Source organism: Aureimonas ureilytica, from assembly GCF_001475935.1.
GTDB classification, from domain to species: Bacteria; Pseudomonadota; Alphaproteobacteria; order Rhizobiales; family Rhizobiaceae; genus Aureimonas; species Aureimonas ureilytica_A.
Genome location: NZ_LDQA01000040.1, coordinates 23,039 through 40,447, shown reverse-complemented (window position 1 = coordinate 40,447; position 17,409 = coordinate 23,039). Strand labels below are relative to the sequence as shown.

The window sequence follows — 17,409 nt, the reverse complement described above, 5'->3', positions numbered from 1 at the left end:
CCTCAATGAACCGTGCCGAGATAGGCGGCGATGACGGCAGGGTCGGCGCGCACCTCGTCCGGCCGCCCGTCCGCGACCTTGCGCCCGTAATCGAGCACGACGACATGGTGGCTGAGGCCGAGCACGATGCCGACATCATGCTCGATCAGCACGATCGTGGTTCCGAACTGCCGGTTCACAGCCGCGATGGCGCGGCTCATCGCGTGCTTTTCCTCGGCGTTCATGCCGGCCATGGGCTCGTCCAGCAGCAACAACCGGGGCTCAGCCACGAGCGCGCGGGCGAGATCGACGCGCTTCTGCGTGCCGTAGGAGAGCGTCGAGACCACGCGTTCGGCCTCGCCCGAGAGGCCGAGAAAGGCCAGCGCGCGCTCGGCCCTCTCGCGGAAGCGCCGACGCTCCTCGCGGTCCCGGCCGAGGTGGAAAACCGCCTCGAAGAAGCCTGCCCTCCCCTCGCGCGACAGGCCCGCCATGACGTTCTCGACCACGCTCAGACGAGCGAACAGGGCGTTGTGCTGAAAGGTGCGACCGATGCCCAGATGCGCGGCATCCCCCCGGCGCTGGGCCGCCAAGCGCTCCCCGGCAAAGCGCACCTCTCCGGCATCGGCGCGATAGACGCCGTTGATGACGTTGAGAAGCGAGCTCTTGCCCGCGCCGTTCGGGCCGATCAGGGCGCAGATTTCGCCGGGCGCGACATCGAAGCTCAGTGCGTTCAACGCCGTGACGCCGCGAAACGACAGGGACACCCCGTCGAGGCTGAGAAGGGGCGCGCCGCTCATTCCGCCGCCTCCCGATGCGCGGCCTGACGCGCCTTCACCGCCTCGATGTCGCGATAGAGGTCGGCCGGGTGGGTCTTGGGCAGGTAGGGCCCTTCGCCGAAGAGCTTCTCGCGCAGCGTGCCGGGGCGATAGGCCGTGGGGTAGGCCCCGCGCTTCTGAAGCTCGGGAACGAGAAGGTCCACGACCCCCTCGAAGGTTTCGGGCGTCACCGCATAGGCGAGGTTGAACCCATCGACATCGGTTTCCTCCTGCCATTCCTGCAGGATGTCGGCGACGGTGGAAGGCGAGCCGACGAAGACGGGGCCGAGCCCGCCGACGCCGCCCCAGCGGGCCAGTTCCTCGATGGTCCAGGCCCGGTCCTTGCCGGTGAAGGTCTCGACCATGGAGACGATGGCATTGGTCTCGACCTTCCGGATCAGGTCGCTCGGCGCATATTGGCCGAAGTCGATGCCGCTCCAGCCGGACAGGAACACCAGCGAGCCGTCATAGGAGGAATAGCTGCGGTAATCCTCGAAGCGAGCCTCGGCCTTGGCGTCCGTCTCGTCCACGATGACGGTGGTCAGATTGTAGATATAGAGCTTGCGCGGATCGCGCCCGGCGGCGGCCGCCCGCGCCCGGATGTCGGCGACATAGGCTTTCAGGAGGCTCTTGGTGGGCGCGGCCACGAAGACGCATTCGGCATGGGCGGCGGCGAAATTCTTGCCGGGGCCGGACGCGCCTGCCTGATAGAGAACGGGCGTGCGCTGCGGCGAAGGCTCACAGAGATGGTATCCCGGCACGTCGAAGAACGGACCCTTGTGGCCGATCTCGTGGACCTTGGCCGGATCGGCGAAGATGCGCCGCTCGCGGTCACGCAGAACCGCGCCCTCTTCCCAGCTTCCCTCGAAGAGTTTGTAGAGCACCTCGACATATTCGGCGGCGATCTCGTAGCGATTGTCATGCGCCTTCAGCCCGCCCTGGCCGACATTCTTCGCCCCGCTTTCCAGATAGGAGGTGACGATGTTCCAGCCGACGCGGCCCTTGGTGTGGTGGTCGGCGGTCGAAAGGCGGCGGGCGAAAGTGTACGGGTGCTCGAAGGAGGTGGAGGCCGTGATGCCGATGCCCAGATGCTCGGTCGCTAGGGCGATGGGGGCTGCGAGTTGCAGCGGATCGTTGACCGGGATCTGCGCGCCCTGATGCAGCGCGTGGAAGTTCGAGCCCTTGTAGACGTCGTAATAGCCGATCACGTCGGCGATGAAGATGCCGTCGAAAATGCCGCGCTCCAGAATGCGGGCGACATCCTGCCAATAGTCGAGATCCTTGTAGGTCCAGGACCGGTCGCGCGGATGCGCCCAGAGGCCGGGCGACTGATGGCCCACGCAGTTCATGTCGAAAGCGTTGAAACGAATATGGCGGGTCATTCCCCTCTCCTTGGCGTCGGCGACCGGGCGGCAGCGGCGCCGGACGAAGCCAAGGGTAGGGAACCGATCTCCATCAGTGCAGTTATTCCATTCTTTTTATGGACTGATAAGGAAACTCTTGTTTCAGCGAATGCGGGCCGGCGCAGAAGAAGCCGGTTTTTCGTCGGACGCGGAACGGCGCGGCGCGCATCCGCCGCCGGGTTCGGCTGCGCGGGGCGAATCCCGCAGATCGTTCGGCCGCGCCGCTCGGCTAAGTTCCCAGCTCGAAAAAGGAATCCGCGCGGCATTCCGCAAACAGAATAATATACTTTGTTTGTAGACTGTCAGGTTTTACGCTTCGGGCATTCCGCAGCCGATCCCCGCCGATCGCGCCGCTTCCCGCCTTTCGCGCCCTTTCAGACCCCAGGATTTGCCATGAAGACACTGCTTCTCGCCGGTCTCGCCACGACCCTTCTGTCCTTCGCCTCGCTGGCCCATGCGGGGGCGCTGAAGGTCGGCGTGACGCCCGGCGCCTATGCCGATTCCGTGGCGGCGGCGGCCGAGGAGGCCAAGGCGCAGGGTCTCGATGTCGAGGTGGTGGAATTCTCGGACTGGACGACGCCCAATATCGCGCTGGCCGCCGGGGACATCGACCTCAACTATTTCCAGCACAAGCCGTTTCTGGCCAATGCCGTGAAGGAGCGCGGCTACGAGTTCGCCGATGTCGGCACCGGGACGCTCGCCAATATCGGCCTCTATTCCCTGAAGCATAAGAGCTTCGACGAGATCCCGCAGAACGGAACGGTGGCCATCGCCAACGACCCGGTCAACCAGGGGCGTGGCCTCCTGCTCCTGCAAAAGGCCGGGCTAATCAAGCTGAAGGACGGCGTCGGATTTCAGGGCACGCTGGACGACATCGTGGAGAACCCGAAGAACCTGAGCTTCACCGAAGTGGAAGGGCCGCAGCTCGTGCGCGTCACCGGCGATGTCGATCTGGCGCTCGGCTATCCGCATTTCATCGTGGCGGCCAAGGCCTTCGATCCGGCCGGCGGCCTCATCTATTCCGGCATCGACGACAAGCAGTTCGCCATCCGCTTCGTTACCCGCAAGGACAATGCCGACAATCCCGACATCGCGAAATTCATCCAGATCTACCAGACCTCTCCGAAGGTGCGCTCCGCCATCGGCACGGCCTTCGCCAACGATCCCAAGCTCTACACGATCGCCTGGGAGAAATGAGGCTTGAGAGCCGGGGACGAAACCTCCAGCCGACCCCGCGAGGTTTCGGCCCCGGCTCCGACAGCCGGTTGGATGCCCCTCTCGTTCGGAGCCGCTGACATGACGGACATGTTCTTCCCCCTCGCTCGCTCGCTGACCGCCGAGCCGAGAGAGGCGGCCGCTCGCCCCGCGCGCAAGCTGCGGGAAGGCGTCGCTGCGCCGCGCCGCGCCGGCTCGGTTCGCTTCGAGAAGATCGGCAAGACCTACCGCGCGGCCGCCGGTGAGGTGAAGGCGCTGAGCGGGATCGACGTCGACATTCCCGAAGGATCGATCTTCGGCATCATCGGGCGCTCGGGGGCGGGCAAGTCCAGCCTTCTGCGCCTCGTCAACCGGCTGGAAGCGCCGACCGAGGGCCGCGTTCTCGTGGATGGCGAGGATATCGCCGCGCTGGGCACGGACGCGCTCGTCGCTTTTCGCCGCCGCGTCGGCATGGTGTTCCAGCATTTCAATCTTCTCTCCGCCAAGACGGTTCGCGAGAACGTCGCGCTGCCGCTTGTGGTCGCCGGCGTCGGGCGCGCGGAGATCGACCGGCGGGTGGCCGAGGTGCTGGCGCTGGTCGGGCTGGAGGGCAAGGAGACGAGCTATCCCTCGCGCCTGTCGGGCGGCCAGAAACAGCGTGTCGGCATTGCCCGCGCGCTGGTCTCGGGACCCGAAATCCTGCTCTGCGACGAAGCGACCTCGGCGCTCGATCCCGAAACGACGCTTCAGATTCTGGCGCTGCTCAAGGACATCAACCGCCGCCTCGGGCTCACCATCATCCTGATCACCCATGAGATGAGCGTCATCCGCGAGATCTGCGACCGCGTTCTGGTGCTGGAGCGCGGCGAGGTCGCCGAGACCGGCCCCGTCTGGCAGGTTTTCGGAAGCCCCAGCCATCCCGCCACCCAAGCGCTTCTGGAGCCGCTCCTGCGCCAGCTGCCGGACGATCTGGCGGCGTCTCTGCGGCCCGCGCCGCGCCGGGGCGAAACCACGCAAGCCCTCATCGAGCTGCGCTATGCCGGCACCGCCGAGCCGGACCTCGCCTTGCTCGCACGCCATTTCCCGAAGGGCCTTCGCCTTCTGGACGCCTCGCTCGACCGGATCGGCGGGCACAGCCAGGGCCGGCTCCTTGTCGCGGCCACGCTCGGCGACGAGGGCGAGGGGGAGCCGATCACCCTTCCCGACCTCCAGACCCCCGATCTCCACACGAAAGTTCTCGGATATGTCTGACGCCGTGATCGCCCGCCTTCAGCAGGCGCTGATCGACACGATCTCCATGGTCGGCATCTCTGCCGCGATCGCGCTGCTCGCCGGCATTCCGCTGGCGCTGTTTCTGGTTCTCTCCGCGCCGGGCGGCATCGTCTCCGCGCCGCTCACGCACCGCGTCCTCTCGGCCCTCGTCAACGGTTTCCGCGCGACGCCTTTCATCGTGCTTCTGGTGGCGCTTCTGCCGCTGACGCGGTTTCTGACGGGCACCACGATCGGCGTCTGGGCGGCGATCGTGCCGCTGTCGATTTCCGCCACGCCCTTTTTCGCGCGGATCGCGGAAGTGTCGCTGCGCGAGGTGGATGCGGGCCTCATCGAAGCGGCGCAGGCGATGGGATGCCGCCGCCGTCACATCATCCGCCACGTGCTTCTGCCCGAAGCCCTGCCCGGCCTCGTCGGCGGGTTCACGGTGACGCTCGTCACCATGATCGGCGCGTCCGCCATGGCGGGCGCGGTCGGGGCCGGTGGGCTCGGCGATCTCGCCATCCGCTATGGCTACCAGCGCTTCGACACGACCTTGATGCTCGTCGTCATCGTGGTGCTGGTCGCCCTCGTCTCGGCCGTGCAGTTCGTGGGCGACCGGGCCGTGCGACGGCTGCGCGAGCGCTGACGCATTTCGAAGCCGACTCCCCACCCGAAACGAACCAAGGCGGATGGCCCGATCATCCGCCGCGCCCTCGCGGCGCGATCCGAGAAAGCCTGACATGACGGCCGCCAAGCCCATTCTTCTCAACGCCTTCACCATGAACTGCGTGGGGCATATCAATCACGGGCTCTGGACCCATCCGCGCGACCGCTCGGCCGACTACACCAAACTTTCGCACTGGACGGACCTCGCCCGAACGCTGGAAGCGGGCCTCTTCGACGCCGTGTTCATCGCCGATATCGTCGGCGTCTACGATGTCTATGGGGGCTCGATCGACCTCACCGCGCGCGAGACGATCCAGCTTCCCGTCAACGACCCGACGCTGCTCGTGCCGGCGATGGCGGCGGTGACGCAGCATCTGGGCTTCGGCGTCACCGTCAACACGGCGGTGGAGCATCCCTATACGTTCGCGCGGCGCGTCTCGACGCTGGACCATCTGACGGACGGGCGCATCGGCTGGAACATCGTGACGGGCTATCTCGACAGCGCGGCGCGCGCCGTCGGCCGCGACGCCATGGCCGAGCATGACGAGCGCTACGACCGCGCCGACGACTATCTCGCCTTTCTCACCAAGCTCTGGGAAACGAGCTGGGAGGACGGCGCGGTTCGGCGAGACAAGGCCGGGCGCGTTTATGCCGACCCCGGCGCGATCCACGAAATCCAGCATGACGGGCCGTATTACCAGGGGCGCGGCACCCATCTCAGCGAGCCCTCGCCCCAGCGCACGCCCGTTCTGTTTCAGGCCGGTAGCTCGGGGCGCGGGCAGCGCTTCGCCGCGCGCCATGCCGAATGCGTCTTCATCTCGGCCGCCGACCCGGACGCCGCCCGGCGCATCTCGCGGGAGTTGCGCGCCGCCGTTGTCGCGGCCGGTCGGCGCGCCGACGACATCAAGATTTTCGTCGGCCTCAGCGTGGTGACCGGCGCGACGGACGGCGAGGCGCAAGACCTCCTGGAGGATTATGTCAGCCACGCCAGCCCGGAAGCGGGGCTCGCGCATTTCGCCGCCGGCAGCGGCATCGACTTCTCGGTCTATGGGCTGGACGACGAGATCAGCTATGGCCCGACCAACGCGATCCAATCCACCACCGCCGCAGCCCGGCGCAAGGGCCTCACCAAGCGACAACTTCTCGATGGGCTGAAGCTCGGCGGGCGCTATCCCCTGCTGGTCGGCTCGGGAGACACGGTCGCCGAGGAGATGATCCGCTGGATCGACGAGGGCGAGATCGACGGGTTCAATCTGACACGCACCGTCGCGCCCGAATGCTGGCACGATTTCACCCGCTTCGTCGTGCCGGCCTTGCAGGCGCGCGGCCGCTACAAGACCGCCTATGGCGAGGGCACGCTGCGCCATAAGCTGTTCGGGTTGGGCGACCGACGCAAGGCGTTTGGCGCTTGAGCCAAGGGCGCCTGTCGCGACTGCTGCGTCAGGCGCGCTTAGTCATCCGGGCAGGAAAAGGAATTTGGCTCGTCGCCAATAAAGCCCGGCAGGGCGCGGGCGGCCGGGCTGCGCGCGAGAGCGAGGGCCTCGTCCACCATCGCTTTGGATGAGCGGCGCACCTTGTCGATGGGCAGCGTGGGCTGCCGGCGCAGCCAGTCGGCCCAGAGGAACTCGGCGAATTCCTTCTGGCGCATCGCGGCGCGGCAATAGCCGCCCTCCTTGCGCAGACGCCACGCGAGGCTGCGATAGGGATCGTCGGGCATGTCGGCCAGCGATGTCGGCAGATCAGCGGGCGTGATGGCACGGCCGTCCTGATCCTCCAGCCAGACGAGATGATCCCGCGCCAGGTCCCGCCAGAAGGCCTCGGGCGTTGAGAAGGCGGGGCGCGGGACGACCGAGCAGGAGGCGATGTTTTGGCCCGCCAAGGCCATGGCCGCCGCGCCATGGTGATGATCGGTGATATAGAACTCATCACCAGGGCCACGGACGATCTTGATCGGATCGTCCTCCAGCTCGCGCCGCGCCTTGTTCGGCTTGTCGCGGATCTTCTCCGCCTTGTGCCGGACCTCGTCCCTCCCGATGGCGCCCTGCAGGGGGTGCAGCGCGCGCACGTCGCAGGCACAGGTTTGGCCCGCCGCCGTGCGCGACGAGCAAGGCGGCTCGTCCGCCCGCGCCGGCAAGACGAGACCGGCCAGCACCGCGCCCCAAACGACCATTCCCTTCATGCGCGACATTCCGTTTCCCCCTGTCCTCGACACCACGTCCATACCATGGACCGGACGCCCGTTGCGTGGGCGCGGCATACTGTGCCGAGCCGTTCCGGGTCCGCTTCACGGACCTTCGAACTCATGGCTGGGACGGCCAGACCGCGCGAGATCGCGAGCCTGCCATGTCCTCTCGCGGGCTCCCTCAGCTGGCGGTATCTCCCATCGATAGGACACGGCAGGCCGAGCCCCCGCCCGAAAATTCGTATGGCGCCTTTATGCCGATCGGGTCCAATTGAGCGGCGATCCCGAAAGGAGGGCTCGCATGTTCGATCTTCTCTACCTGGCCGTGGGGCTGGGCTTCTTTGCCGTGATGAGCGCCTATGCGCGCTGGGCCGGGCAGGCCTGACGATGTTCGACCTCGTTCTGGGCGGCGCGGTCGCGCTGGCGCTGGCTCTCTATCTCGTCTTCGCTCTGGTTCATCCCGAGCGGTTCTGACCCGTCCGATCCTTCAAAGGCAGGTGCCATGACCGTTATCGGCTGGCTGCAAATCCTCTTCATTCTGGCGGCCGTGGTCGCCTTCGCGATTCCGCTCGGCACCTATATGTCCAAGGTGTTTGCGGGCGATCGCACGCCTCTCTCGCCCATCCTGCGCCCTGTCGAGCACGGGCTGTATCGCCTCGCCGGCATCGATCCGGCCAGGGAGCAGGGCTGGCTCGCCTATTGCCTCGCCATGCTGGCTTTCAACGCGGGCGGCTTCGCGCTCCTTTACGCCATCCTGCGCGCGCAGGCCTTTCTGCCGCTGAACCCGCTGGGCTTTCCCGGCATGTCGGCGGATCTGGCCTTCAACACCGCCGTCTCCTTCGTCACCAACACCAACTGGCAGAGCTATGGCGGCGAGACGACGCTCAGCCCCTTCAGCCAGATGGCCGGCTTGACCGTGCAGAACTTCCTGTCCGCCGCGATGGGCATCGCGGTGGCGCTCGCGCTAGTGCGCGCCTTCGCGCGCTCGGGCGCGGCGATGGTCGGCAACTTCTTCGTCGATACGACGCGGGCCGTTCTTTACGTGCTTCTGCCGCTCGCGATCGTCACCGGCCTCGCGCAGGTCGCGATGGGAACGCCGCAGACCTTTGAAACCACCGCCACGGTGCGCACGCTGGAAGGCGCCGACCAGACCCTCGCCCTCGGACCCGTCGCCTCGCAGCTCGCCATCAAGCAGCTCGGCACCAATGGCGGCGGCTATTACAATGCCAATTCGGCGCACCCTTACGAAAATCCCTCGCCGCTCTCCAACGCGCTCACCATCTGGCAGATGCTGGTGGTCTCGGTGGCGCTCGTCTTCGCCTTCGGCCGGCTGATCTCAGACAGGAGGCAGGCCGTCGCGATCCTGTCGGTGATGGGGCTCCTGCTCGTGACGGCCACCGCCGTCTGCTACTGGGCGGAAGCGAAGGGAACGCCGGTTCTCTCCGTGGCAGGTCTCGATCCCTCGGGCGGCAACATGGAGGGCAAGGAAGTCCGCTTCGGCATCGCCGCCTCCAGCCTCTTCGCCGCCGTCACCACGGGCCTGTCGGACGGCGCGGTGAACGCCATGCATGGCTCCTTCACGCCGATCGGCGGCATGGTGCCGATGGTCCTCATCATGCTCGGCGAGGTTCTGCCGGGCGGCGTCGGCTCGGGCCTCTACGGCATTCTGGTGATCGCGGTGATCTCCGTCTTCATCGCCGGGCTCATGGTCGGGCGCACGCCCGAATATCTCGGCAAGAAGATCGAGGCCAAGGAAATGAAAATGGCGATGCTCGCCATTCTGATCCTGCCCGTCGCGATCCTCGGCTTTTCCGCCGTGGCCGCCGTTCTGCCTGCCGCGCTCGCCGGCCTCGGCAATGCCGGCCCGCATGGCCTGTCGGAAATCTACTATGCCTATACGTCGGCCGCGGGCAACAACGGCTCGGCCTTCGGCGGCCTGTCGGCGAACTCGCCCTGGTGGAACACGACGCTGGGTCTCACCATGCTGCTCGGCCGCTTCGCCTATATCGTGCCGGTGCTGGCCATTGCCGGCTCGCTCGCGGCCAAGCCCAAGCTCGCGCCCTCGTCCGGCACCTTCCCGACCCATGGGCCGCTCTTCGTCGGGCTTCTGGCCGGCATCATCCTGATCCTCGGCGGGCTCCAGTTCTTCCCCGCCCTCGCCCTCGGCCCGATTGCCGAACAGGTGCAGATGCTCGCCGGCAAGACGTTCTGACTGGCAAGACCTTCTGACTGGCCAAGGCGGCCCCGTTCGAACCGGGCCGCCCCCCGATCCGTCCTCCATTCTTCGTCGGTTCCGCAAAGGGCCGACCACAAGGAATCCGTTCCATGGCTGCCAAAGCCGCAACCTCCACCTTCCGGCCCGATCTGATCGGCCGGGCCACGATCGACGCTTTCAAGAAGCTCAATCCCGCAGCCCTCCTGCGCAACCCCGTGATTTTCGTGACCGAAATCGTCGCCGCCGTGGTGACGGTCCTGTTCGTGCGCGATCTCGTGGCGGGCAACCCGCTCGCCTTCACCGGCCAGATCATGGCCTGGCTCTGGTTCACCGTTCTGTTCGCCAATTTCGCCGAAGCCATCGCCGAAGGGCGGGGGCGCGCGCAGGCCGACAGTCTGCGTCGCGCCCGCACGGACACGGTGGCCAAGCGCATGGCCTCGCGCACCGACCGCACGACCCTCTCCCCCGTCTCGGCGCTGGACCTCAAGGTCGGCGACTTCGTGCTGGTCGAGACCGGCGATCTCGTGCCGGGCGACGGCGAGATCGTCGAGGGCATCGCGTCGGTCAACGAAGCGGCCGTGACGGGCGAGTCCGCGCCCGTGATCCGCGAGGCGGGCGGCGACCGCTCGGCCGTCACCGGCGGCACGACGGTCGTGTCCGACTGGCTGGTGGTGCGCATCACCGCCGCGCCCGGCTCGTCCTTTCTCGATCGGATGATCGCGCTCGTGGAAGGGGCGGAGCGGCAGAAGACGCCGAACGAGCTGGCGCTCACCATCCTTCTGGTCGGCATGACGCTGATCTTCCTGATCGCGGTGGTGACGCTGACGGGCCTGTCGGCCTATTCCGGCGCGGCCGTGTCCGTGCCGATCCTGGTGGCGCTTCTGGTCACGCTGATCCCGACCACGATCGGCGGCCTCCTGTCGGCCATCGGCATTGCCGGCATGGACCGCCTGATCCGCCACAATGTGCTGGCCATGTCCGGCAAGGCGGTGGAAGCGGCGGGCGATGTCGATACGCTGCTTCTCGACAAGACGGGCACCATCACCTTCGGCAATCGCATGGCCTCGGAATTCGTCGCGGTGCAGGGCATTTCGGAGACCGAAGCCGCCGAGATCGCGGTTCTGGCCTCGCTGGCGGACGAGACGGCCGAAGGGCGCTCCATTCTGGTTCTGGCGCGTGAGAGCTATCGCGTCGCCGTTCCCGAGGTGCAGCCCGAAGGGGCCGAGTTCATCCCCTTCTCGGCCTCGACGCGCCTGTCGGGCGTGGATCTCGGCACGCGCGTCATCCGCAAGGGCGCGGTGGACGCTATCAGGCGCTTCGTGCGCGAAACGGCGGGGCGCGAAGTCGCGGAGCCGGAGGCGTTCCGTCAGGCGGTGGAGCGTATCGCCAAGTCCGGCGGCACGCCGCTGGGGCTGGCCGAAAACGGCCGCTTCATCGGCGTGATCCATCTCAAGGACGTGGTGAAGCCCGACATCAAGGAGCGCTTCGCCGAGCTGCGCCGCATGGGGATTCGCACCGTCATGGTGACGGGCGACAATCCGGTGACGGCCGCCGCCATCGCGGGCGAGGCCGGCGTCGATGATTTCATCGCGGAAGCCACGCCCCAGGACAAGCTGAACTACATCAGAAACGAGCAGCGCCAGGGCCGTCTGGTCGCCATGTGCGGCGACGGCACCAACGACGCGCCGGCCCTCGCCCAGGCCGATGTCGGCGTCGCCATGCAGACGGGCACGCAGGCCGCGCGCGAGGCGGGCAACATGGTGGATCTCGACAGCGATCCGACCAAGCTCATCGAGATCGTGGGCATCGGCAAGCAGCTTCTGATGACGCGCGGCTCGCTCACCACCTTCTCCATCGCCAATGATGTCGCGAAATATTTCGCCATCATTCCCGCGCTCTTCATCGCCGCGATCCCCGAACTCGGCGTGCTCAACGTCATGAATCTGGCGACGCCCGAAAGCGCGATTCTCTCGGCGGTGATCTTCAACGCTCTGGTGATCGTGGCGCTGATCCCGCTGGCGCTGCGCGGCGTGCCCTACCGGGCGATGGACGCGGCCAGCGTCCTGCGCCGCAACCTCGCGATCTACGGCCTGGGGGGAATCCTGGTGCCCTTCGTCGGCATCAAGCTCATCGACATGGCCGTCGCGGCCCTCGGCCTCGCCTGAGATCAGAAGGAGATTCAACCATGCTTTCGCAACTCCGCCCGGCCGTGACGCTTCTGGGAAGCTTCACCCTCCTGCTCGGCCTCCTCTATCCGCTCACCATGACGTCGATCGCCGGCGCTGTCTTTCCCGCCCAGGCCCATGGCAGCGTCGTGATGCGGGACGGACAGGCGGTCGGCTCCTCGCTCATCGGCCAGAGCTTTACGCAAGCCCGCTATCTCCAGCCGCGCCCCTCCGCGGCCGGAACAGGCAACGGATATGACGCGTCCTCGTCGTCGGGCAGCAATCTCGGGCCGACCAGCGCCAAGCTCGCCGACCGCCTGAAGACGGATGGCGAGGCGATGCGCTCCGCCACAGGCGCGAGTGTCCTGCCCGCCGACGCGATCACGACGTCGGGCAGCGGCCTCGATCCCGACGTCTCGCCCGCCTATGCCGAGCTTCAGGTGGCCCGCATCGCGGGGGCGCGCACCCTGCCCGAGGCCGAGATCCGCCGCGTGATCGCGCAGAACACGACGGGGCGCACCTTCGGCTTTCTGGGCGAGCCGCGCGTCAATGTGCTGGCCGTCAATCTCGCATTGGACGCGCTGGCGCCCAAGGGCTGATCGGCGGGCGTCATCTCTGGAAATCAGGAGGCGTCCGGCAGGGCGCCTCTTTAAGAGCGCCTAACAAAATCTCCGGGCGGAGGATGGTCGAGGGATTTTCGTTATGGACGAGAAGCGAAGCGCAGTCGATGCCGGTGGCATCGGCGAGCATTCGCGACGAAGGCCATGGCGAAATGTCCCGACCAGCCGACCCCGCGAGATTTTAGTTAGGCGCTCTAAGTTGAACCGGCAATCCGCCATGCCTCTCACGACCCGGACGGAGACACGCCATGATGTCGGACGATGCGCCGCGCGCTTCTCCCGATGCCCTGCTCGGCCAGGCCGAGCGCGAGGGGCGGGGCAAGCTGCGCCTGTTTCTGGGCGCGGCGCCGGGCGTCGGCAAGACCTATGCCATGCTCCAGGCCGCGCGCGCCGCAAAGGCCGGCGGGCGCGAGGTGCTGGTCGGCATCGTGGAAACCCATGGCCGCGCCGAGACGGAGGCCATGGTCGCGGGGCACGATCTCATGCCGCGCCGCCTCGTGCCCTACAAGGGGCGGCTCGTGCCGGAATTCGATCTCGACGCCGCGCTCGCGCGCCGCCCCTCGCTCCTGCTCGTGGATGAATACGCCCATTCCAATGTCGAGGGCTCGCGTCACGCCAAGCGCTGGCAGGATGTCGCCGAATGCCTGCGCGCGGGGATCGACGTCTGGACCACGATGAACGTCCAGCATGTCGAGAGCCTCAACGACGTGGTTCAGCGCATCACGGGCGTGCGCGTACGCGAGACCGTGCCCGACACCACGCTGGAACTGGCCGACGAGATCGTGCTGGTGGACCTGCCCTCGGACGAGCTGATCCGCCGGCTGGCGGAGGGCAAGGTCTATATCGAGGACACGGCGACCCGCGCCACGCAGAATTTCTTCAAGCCCTCCAACCTCACCGCGCTGCGCGAACTGGCGCTGCGGCAGGTGGCGGCGCAGGTCGATTCCGATCTGGTGGAGCGGATGCAGGGCGGGGCGATCGAAGGGCCTTGGGCGGCGGGCGAGCGGCTGCTCGTCTGCATCGGGCCGGACGCGCAGGCCGAGCGGCTGGTGCGCGAGGGCAAGCGCGTGGCCGAGCTTCTCGATGCGCCCTGGTTCGCCGTCACGGTGGAGCGGCCGGGCGTGACGCCCGACGCCGGGGCGGCCTCCCGCCTCGACGCGGCGCTCCAACTGGCCAAGAGCCTCGGGGCCGAAACGCACAGCCTCGTCGCCAACGACCTGCCGGCGGAAATCCTGCGCTTCTCGCGCTTCGAGAACGTGACGCGGATCGTGGTCGGCAAGGCCCGGCCGCGCCGCGTGAAATGGCCCTTCTCCGAAGGAACGCTGGCGGACGCGATCGTGCGGCGCGCGAGCGGCGTTTCGGTTCTCGTGCTCACCGAAAGCGATGCCGCGCCCGCGCGCCCCTGGCGCTGGCCCGAGCCCGGCCGCTGGACCGGCTATGTCGCGGCGCTCGCCAGCGTCGGCCTCGCCTCGGCGGTGGGCTCCGAGCTGGTGCGCTTCGTGTCGCTGCCCAATATCTCCATGCTCTATCTCCTGGCCGTGCTCGCGCCCGCGCTGCTCTATGGCGTCTGGCCCGCGATCCTCGCCTCGTTCCTGTCCTTCGCGGCCTATAATTTCTTCTTCATCGAGCCGACCTTCACCTTCACCATCGCCCGGCCGCACGAGCTTCTGGCGCTCGCCATCTTCCTGATCATCGCCGTCACCATCTCGGCCGTGGCGGGTCAGGCGCGCGAGCAGATGCACGCCTCGGCCCGGCGCACCCGCGCCGCGCGCCGGCTCTACGAGTTCACCCGCACGCTCTCGGGCCTGCCCGACGCGGATGCCGTGGCGGATGCCGCCGCGAGCGAAATCCACGCCGCGATCGGCCGGGCGGTGACGATCCTGCGGCCCGAGGGGGCGGATCTGGCCATCGCGTCCGCCTGGCCGCCGGACGACCGTCTGGACGTGCCCGCCCGCACCGCCGCGCGCTGGGCGCACGAGCATGGCGAGACGGCGGGCGCGGGCACGCAGACCCTGCCTTCCAGCGGCTGGACGTTTCTTCCCCTCGCCGTTCAGGAAAGCCGGATCGGCGTACTCGGGATCGAGCGCCCGCCCCAGGCCGATCCGCTGGACGCCGAATCCCGCGCGCTTCTGTCGGCTCTGGGCGAGCAGACCGCCGTCGCCCTGCAACGCGCGACGCTCTCCACCGAGGTTCGCAGCGCGCGCACGGCAGCCGAAACGGAGCGCGTCCGCAACATTCTGCTGGCCTCGATCAGCCACGATTTTCGAACGCCGCTCGCCTCCATTCTCGGCTCGGCGACGACGCTGATCGAATATCGCGAGCGTCTGGACGACGCCGCGCGCGACGATCTTCTGGCGCAAGTGCGTGACGAAGCGCGCCATCTCGACCAGATGGTGCGCAATCTCCTGTCGATGACGCGGCTCGAAGCCGGCGCGCTGGAGATCGCGCGGGACTGGGTGGATATCGGCGAGATGCTGAACCGGCTGGTGGATCAAGCCGTCAGGCGCGGCGCGACCCAGCGCTTCGCCCTCGATCTGCCCGGCGAGCCCCTCCTCGCCTTTGCCGACAGCACGCTTCTGGATCAGGCGGTGGGCAACGTGATCGGCAATGCGGTCAAACATGCGGGCGCGGAGGCCTCGATCCGGCTCGGTGCCATGAAGGAGGCCGATGGCGTAACCATCGAGATCGCCGATGACGGGCCGGGCATTCCCGAGCCGCTGCGTGCCCATGTCTTCGAGAAGTTCACGCGGCACCGCAGCTCGGCGGCCGATGGCGGCGACAGCGCGGGCCTTGGCCTTGCGATTACGCGCGGCATCGTGGAAGCCCATGGCGGCACGGTGGAACTGCTGCCTCCCGGCGGGGCGGGGCCGCAAGGCGCGCGCTTTCTGATACGATTGCCCTCTCAGCCCGAGGCAAAGGCATGACCCAGCCGACCATTCTCGTCGTGGATGACGAACGCGCCATTCATCGCTTTCTGAAACCCGCCCTGATGGCGGAGGGCTACCGGGTGGTTCAGGCGATGACCGGGGCTGAGGCGCTGACGCTCGCGCCGGAAATCCGCCCCGACGCCATCGTTCTCGATCTCGGCCTGCCCGATCTCGACGGCAAGGAAGTGATCCAGCGCCTGCGCCGGACCTCGCAGGTGCCCATCGTCATCCTCTCGGCCCGCGACCGCGAGTCCGAAAAGGTCCGCGCGCTCGATCTGGGAGCCGACGATTATGTCGAGAAACCCTTCGGCGTCGGCGAGCTGATGGCGCGCCTGCGAGCCGCCCTGCGCCATGCCCGGCCCTCGCGGGACGACACGATGCTCGTGGCGGGCGATGTCGAGGTCGATCTGGCGGCGCATGTCGTGCGCAAGGCGGGCCGCGAGGTCAAGCTGACGCGGCGCGAGTTCGAGGTGCTTGTGGTGCTCCTGCGCCAAGCCGGCAAGGTCGTCACCCATTCCCATCTTCTGCGCGAGGTCTGGGGACCGGCCACCGACGGAAATGCGCAATATCTCAGGGTCTATGTCGGGCAGATCCGGCAGAAGCTGGAAGACGACCCCGCCACCCCCCGCCTGATCCTGACCGAGCCGGGCATCGGCTATCGCCTGGTTTGAGGCTGGGTCGCGAACGGCGGCGACGGCTGCCTGCGCCTTGCCGCCGCGCGGCGAGGCCCCCGGACCGAGCCCATCCGCCTCGACCGCCGTTCCGCGCTGACGGGCTCTCGGGTCGAAGCGCGAACCGGAGCGCCCTGTGGGTCCTGCGATCCCATGCGCGAAGGATGGGATTAAAGCGCTCCCCGGGGTGTTGACCCTGTATCGGACGCCACGCGCCGTTCACATCGAGGGATCTCACATCATGATCGGCCTTTCTCCCCGCCTTGCCACACTTCTGGCTCTGGCCATCGTCGCGCCCGCGCTGGCGGCCGCGCCCGCGCCCACCGGCGGGCGCTTCCGGATCGACCCGGCCTCGCATATCGGCTTTCATGTCGGGCAGGTCGGCGGCGGCGGAATTTCGGGCACCATTCCGGCGGTGTCCGGCCGCTTCAGCATCGACCGCCGCGATCTCTCGCGCTCGACGGTCGAGGTCGAACTGCGCCCGGCCAGCGTCACGACCGGCCAGGCGCGGATCGACGCCTTCCTGCGCTCGGGCGCGGTGTTCGACGCCGAAGCGCATCCCGACATCACCTTCCGCTCCACGCGCGTCATTCCGACCGGCCCCAAAAGCGCGACCATCGAGGGCGTCCTGACCGCGCGGGGCCAGTCGCGCAACGAGAAATTCCAGGCGACGCTCGCCGAGGAAGGCGCGGACCGGCTGGCCTTCCACGTGACCGGCGACGTCTTCCGCACGCCCTATGGCATGGGCGTCGGCACGCCGATCTATTCCAATGTCGTGAGCTTCGACATGCAGCTGGAGGGCGTGCGCTGAGCTCTTTCGCCAGTCGGCAAAAAAAGCGCGCGTGGCGGGATGAAACCCGGCCGCGGGGTGTTCTTCTGTTGGCGGGCGGCTCGTCCGTGTCTCCTCCGTTCAAGGATATGATCGATGACCAAGCCATTCCTGATGCTGGCCGGCGCGCTCTTCGTGCTCGCCTCCCCCGCCGCGCAGGCCGAAGACATGGCCGGCGGCGCTATTAAAGAGGTGCAGACCGCCAAGGGCGAGGTTCTCGCCGACGCCAAGGGCATGACGCTCTATACGTTCGACAAGGACCAGAACGGCGTTTCGGCCTGCTACGACGATTGCGCGAAAAAATGGCCCCCGCTTCTCGCCGCCAAGGGCGCGAAGGAAGAGGGCGAACTGACGCTCGCCAAGCGCCGCGACGGCGCGCTGCAATGGGCGCATGAAGGCATGCCGCTCTATCTCTGGCAGAACGACAAGAAGCCCGGCGACGTCACGGGCGATGGCGTCGGCGGCGTCTGGCACGTCGCCAAGGACTGATCG

General features: G+C 67.6%; 15 protein-coding genes. 12 read left to right on the top strand and 3 right to left on the bottom strand.

Features of this window, described 5'->3' with window-relative positions; all coding sequences use genetic code 11:
- Positions 1-2: 2 nt before the first annotated feature.
- Positions 3-776 (bottom strand): ABC transporter ATP-binding protein, encoded by a 774-nt coding sequence (locus NS365_RS15995; protein ID WP_058601298.1) that lies wholly within the window; start codon positions 774-776, stop codon positions 3-5.
- Positions 773-2,176 (bottom strand): LLM class flavin-dependent oxidoreductase, encoded by a 1,404-nt coding sequence (locus tag NS365_RS15990; RefSeq protein WP_058601297.1) that lies wholly within the window; start codon positions 2,174-2,176, stop codon positions 773-775. The genes NS365_RS15995 and NS365_RS15990 overlap by 4 nt, the downstream gene beginning before the upstream one ends.
- A gap of 414 nt (positions 2,177-2,590) precedes the next feature.
- Between NS365_RS15990 and NS365_RS15985 the strand changes: the two genes are divergently transcribed.
- From NS365_RS15985 to NS365_RS15970, 4 genes are all read left to right on the top strand, one after another.
- A complete protein-coding gene (locus NS365_RS15985; RefSeq protein WP_058601296.1) occupies positions 2,591-3,394 on the top strand; it encodes a MetQ/NlpA family ABC transporter substrate-binding protein in 804 nt (267 codons plus the stop codon).
- A gap of 108 nt (positions 3,395-3,502) precedes the next feature.
- Entirely contained in the window at positions 3,503-4,642 is a 1,140-nt protein-coding gene (locus tag NS365_RS15980) for a methionine ABC transporter ATP-binding protein (protein ID WP_082684652.1), read from the top strand.
- Positions 4,635-5,288, top strand: coding sequence for a methionine ABC transporter permease (locus tag NS365_RS15975; RefSeq protein WP_058601295.1), 654 nt, complete (start codon positions 4,635-4,637; stop codon positions 5,286-5,288). Before NS365_RS15980 ends, NS365_RS15975 begins: the two co-directional genes overlap by 8 nt.
- Before the next feature lie 94 nt (positions 5,289-5,382).
- Positions 5,383-6,720 carry an LLM class flavin-dependent oxidoreductase gene (locus NS365_RS15970; RefSeq protein ID WP_058601294.1) on the top strand — a complete coding sequence of 446 codons (1,338 nt, stop codon included), beginning with the start codon at positions 5,383-5,385 and terminating at the stop codon, positions 6,718-6,720.
- Between the two features lie 38 nt (positions 6,721-6,758).
- On the opposite strand, the gene NS365_RS15965 is transcribed toward NS365_RS15970, so the two are convergent.
- Positions 6,759-7,496 carry a ParB/Srx family N-terminal domain-containing protein gene (locus tag NS365_RS15965; protein WP_058601293.1) on the bottom strand — a complete coding sequence of 246 codons (738 nt, stop codon included), beginning with the start codon at positions 7,494-7,496 and terminating at the stop codon, positions 6,759-6,761.
- A gap of 381 nt (positions 7,497-7,877) precedes the next feature.
- Between NS365_RS15965 and kdpF the strand changes: the two genes are divergently transcribed.
- The 8 genes from kdpF to NS365_RS15925 all read left to right on the top strand — a co-directional run bounded on the left by kdpF (position 7,878) and on the right by NS365_RS15925 (position 17,406).
- Positions 7,878-7,964, top strand: a complete 87-nt coding sequence (kdpF, locus tag NS365_RS25350; RefSeq protein ID WP_058601292.1) for a K(+)-transporting ATPase subunit F — start codon at positions 7,878-7,880, stop codon at positions 7,962-7,964.
- 28 nt (positions 7,965-7,992) lie between these two features.
- Positions 7,993-9,702, top strand: a complete 1,710-nt coding sequence (gene kdpA / locus NS365_RS15955) for a potassium-transporting ATPase subunit KdpA (protein ID WP_058601291.1) — start codon at positions 7,993-7,995, stop codon at positions 9,700-9,702.
- 113 nt (positions 9,703-9,815) lie between these two features.
- On the top strand, positions 9,816-11,870 hold the full coding sequence (kdpB, locus tag NS365_RS15950; protein ID WP_058601290.1) for a potassium-transporting ATPase subunit KdpB: 2,055 nt from the start codon (positions 9,816-9,818) through the stop codon (positions 11,868-11,870).
- Between the two features lie 20 nt (positions 11,871-11,890).
- The gene (gene kdpC / locus NS365_RS15945; protein ID WP_058601289.1) at positions 11,891-12,469 is read left to right on the top strand and encodes a potassium-transporting ATPase subunit KdpC; all 579 of its coding nucleotides are present in this window, start codon (positions 11,891-11,893) and stop codon (positions 12,467-12,469) included.
- Between the two features lie 269 nt (positions 12,470-12,738).
- Entirely contained in the window at positions 12,739-15,414 is a 2,676-nt protein-coding gene (locus NS365_RS15940) for a sensor histidine kinase (RefSeq protein WP_058601288.1), read from the top strand.
- Positions 15,411-16,088, top strand: a complete 678-nt coding sequence (locus NS365_RS15935) for a response regulator (RefSeq protein WP_058601287.1) — start codon at positions 15,411-15,413, stop codon at positions 16,086-16,088. Before NS365_RS15940 ends, NS365_RS15935 begins: the two co-directional genes overlap by 4 nt.
- Before the next feature lie 241 nt (positions 16,089-16,329).
- The gene (locus NS365_RS15930; RefSeq protein ID WP_058601286.1) at positions 16,330-16,899 is read left to right on the top strand and encodes a YceI family protein; all 570 of its coding nucleotides are present in this window, start codon (positions 16,330-16,332) and stop codon (positions 16,897-16,899) included.
- A 114-nt stretch (positions 16,900-17,013) separates the two neighbouring features.
- Positions 17,014-17,406 carry a COG4315 family predicted lipoprotein gene (locus tag NS365_RS15925; protein ID WP_058601285.1) on the top strand — a complete coding sequence of 131 codons (393 nt, stop codon included), beginning with the start codon at positions 17,014-17,016 and terminating at the stop codon, positions 17,404-17,406.
- Positions 17,407-17,409 lie beyond the last annotated feature (3 nt).

Bases quoted from the DNA above. Each gene is read 5' to 3' on its own strand.
- NS365_RS15995 (WP_058601298.1), bottom strand. From the start codon at position 776: ATGAGCGGCGCGCCCCTTCTCAGCCTCGACGGGGTGTCCCTGTCGTTT.
- NS365_RS15990 (WP_058601297.1), bottom strand. From the start codon at position 2,176: ATGACCCGCCATATTCGTTTCAACGCTTTCGACATGAACTGCGTGGGC.
- NS365_RS15985 (WP_058601296.1), top strand. From the start codon at position 2,591: ATGAAGACACTGCTTCTCGCCGGTCTCGCCACGACCCTTCTGTCCTTC.
- NS365_RS15980 (WP_082684652.1), top strand. From the start codon at position 3,503: ATGTTCTTCCCCCTCGCTCGCTCGCTGACCGCCGAGCCGAGAGAGGCG.
- NS365_RS15975 (WP_058601295.1), top strand. From the start codon at position 4,635: ATGTCTGACGCCGTGATCGCCCGCCTTCAGCAGGCGCTGATCGACACG.
- NS365_RS15970 (WP_058601294.1), top strand. From the start codon at position 5,383: ATGACGGCCGCCAAGCCCATTCTTCTCAACGCCTTCACCATGAACTGC.
- NS365_RS15965 (WP_058601293.1), bottom strand. From the start codon at position 7,496: ATGTCGCGCATGAAGGGAATGGTCGTTTGGGGCGCGGTGCTGGCCGGT.
- kdpF (WP_058601292.1), top strand. From the start codon at position 7,878: ATGTTCGACCTCGTTCTGGGCGGCGCGGTCGCGCTGGCGCTGGCTCTC.
- kdpA (WP_058601291.1), top strand. From the start codon at position 7,993: ATGACCGTTATCGGCTGGCTGCAAATCCTCTTCATTCTGGCGGCCGTG.
- kdpB (WP_058601290.1), top strand. From the start codon at position 9,816: ATGGCTGCCAAAGCCGCAACCTCCACCTTCCGGCCCGATCTGATCGGC.
- kdpC (WP_058601289.1), top strand. From the start codon at position 11,891: ATGCTTTCGCAACTCCGCCCGGCCGTGACGCTTCTGGGAAGCTTCACC.
- NS365_RS15940 (WP_058601288.1), top strand. From the start codon at position 12,739: ATGATGTCGGACGATGCGCCGCGCGCTTCTCCCGATGCCCTGCTCGGC.
- NS365_RS15935 (WP_058601287.1), top strand. From the start codon at position 15,411: ATGACCCAGCCGACCATTCTCGTCGTGGATGACGAACGCGCCATTCAT.
- NS365_RS15930 (WP_058601286.1), top strand. From the start codon at position 16,330: ATGATCGGCCTTTCTCCCCGCCTTGCCACACTTCTGGCTCTGGCCATC.
- NS365_RS15925 (WP_058601285.1), top strand. From the start codon at position 17,014: ATGACCAAGCCATTCCTGATGCTGGCCGGCGCGCTCTTCGTGCTCGCC.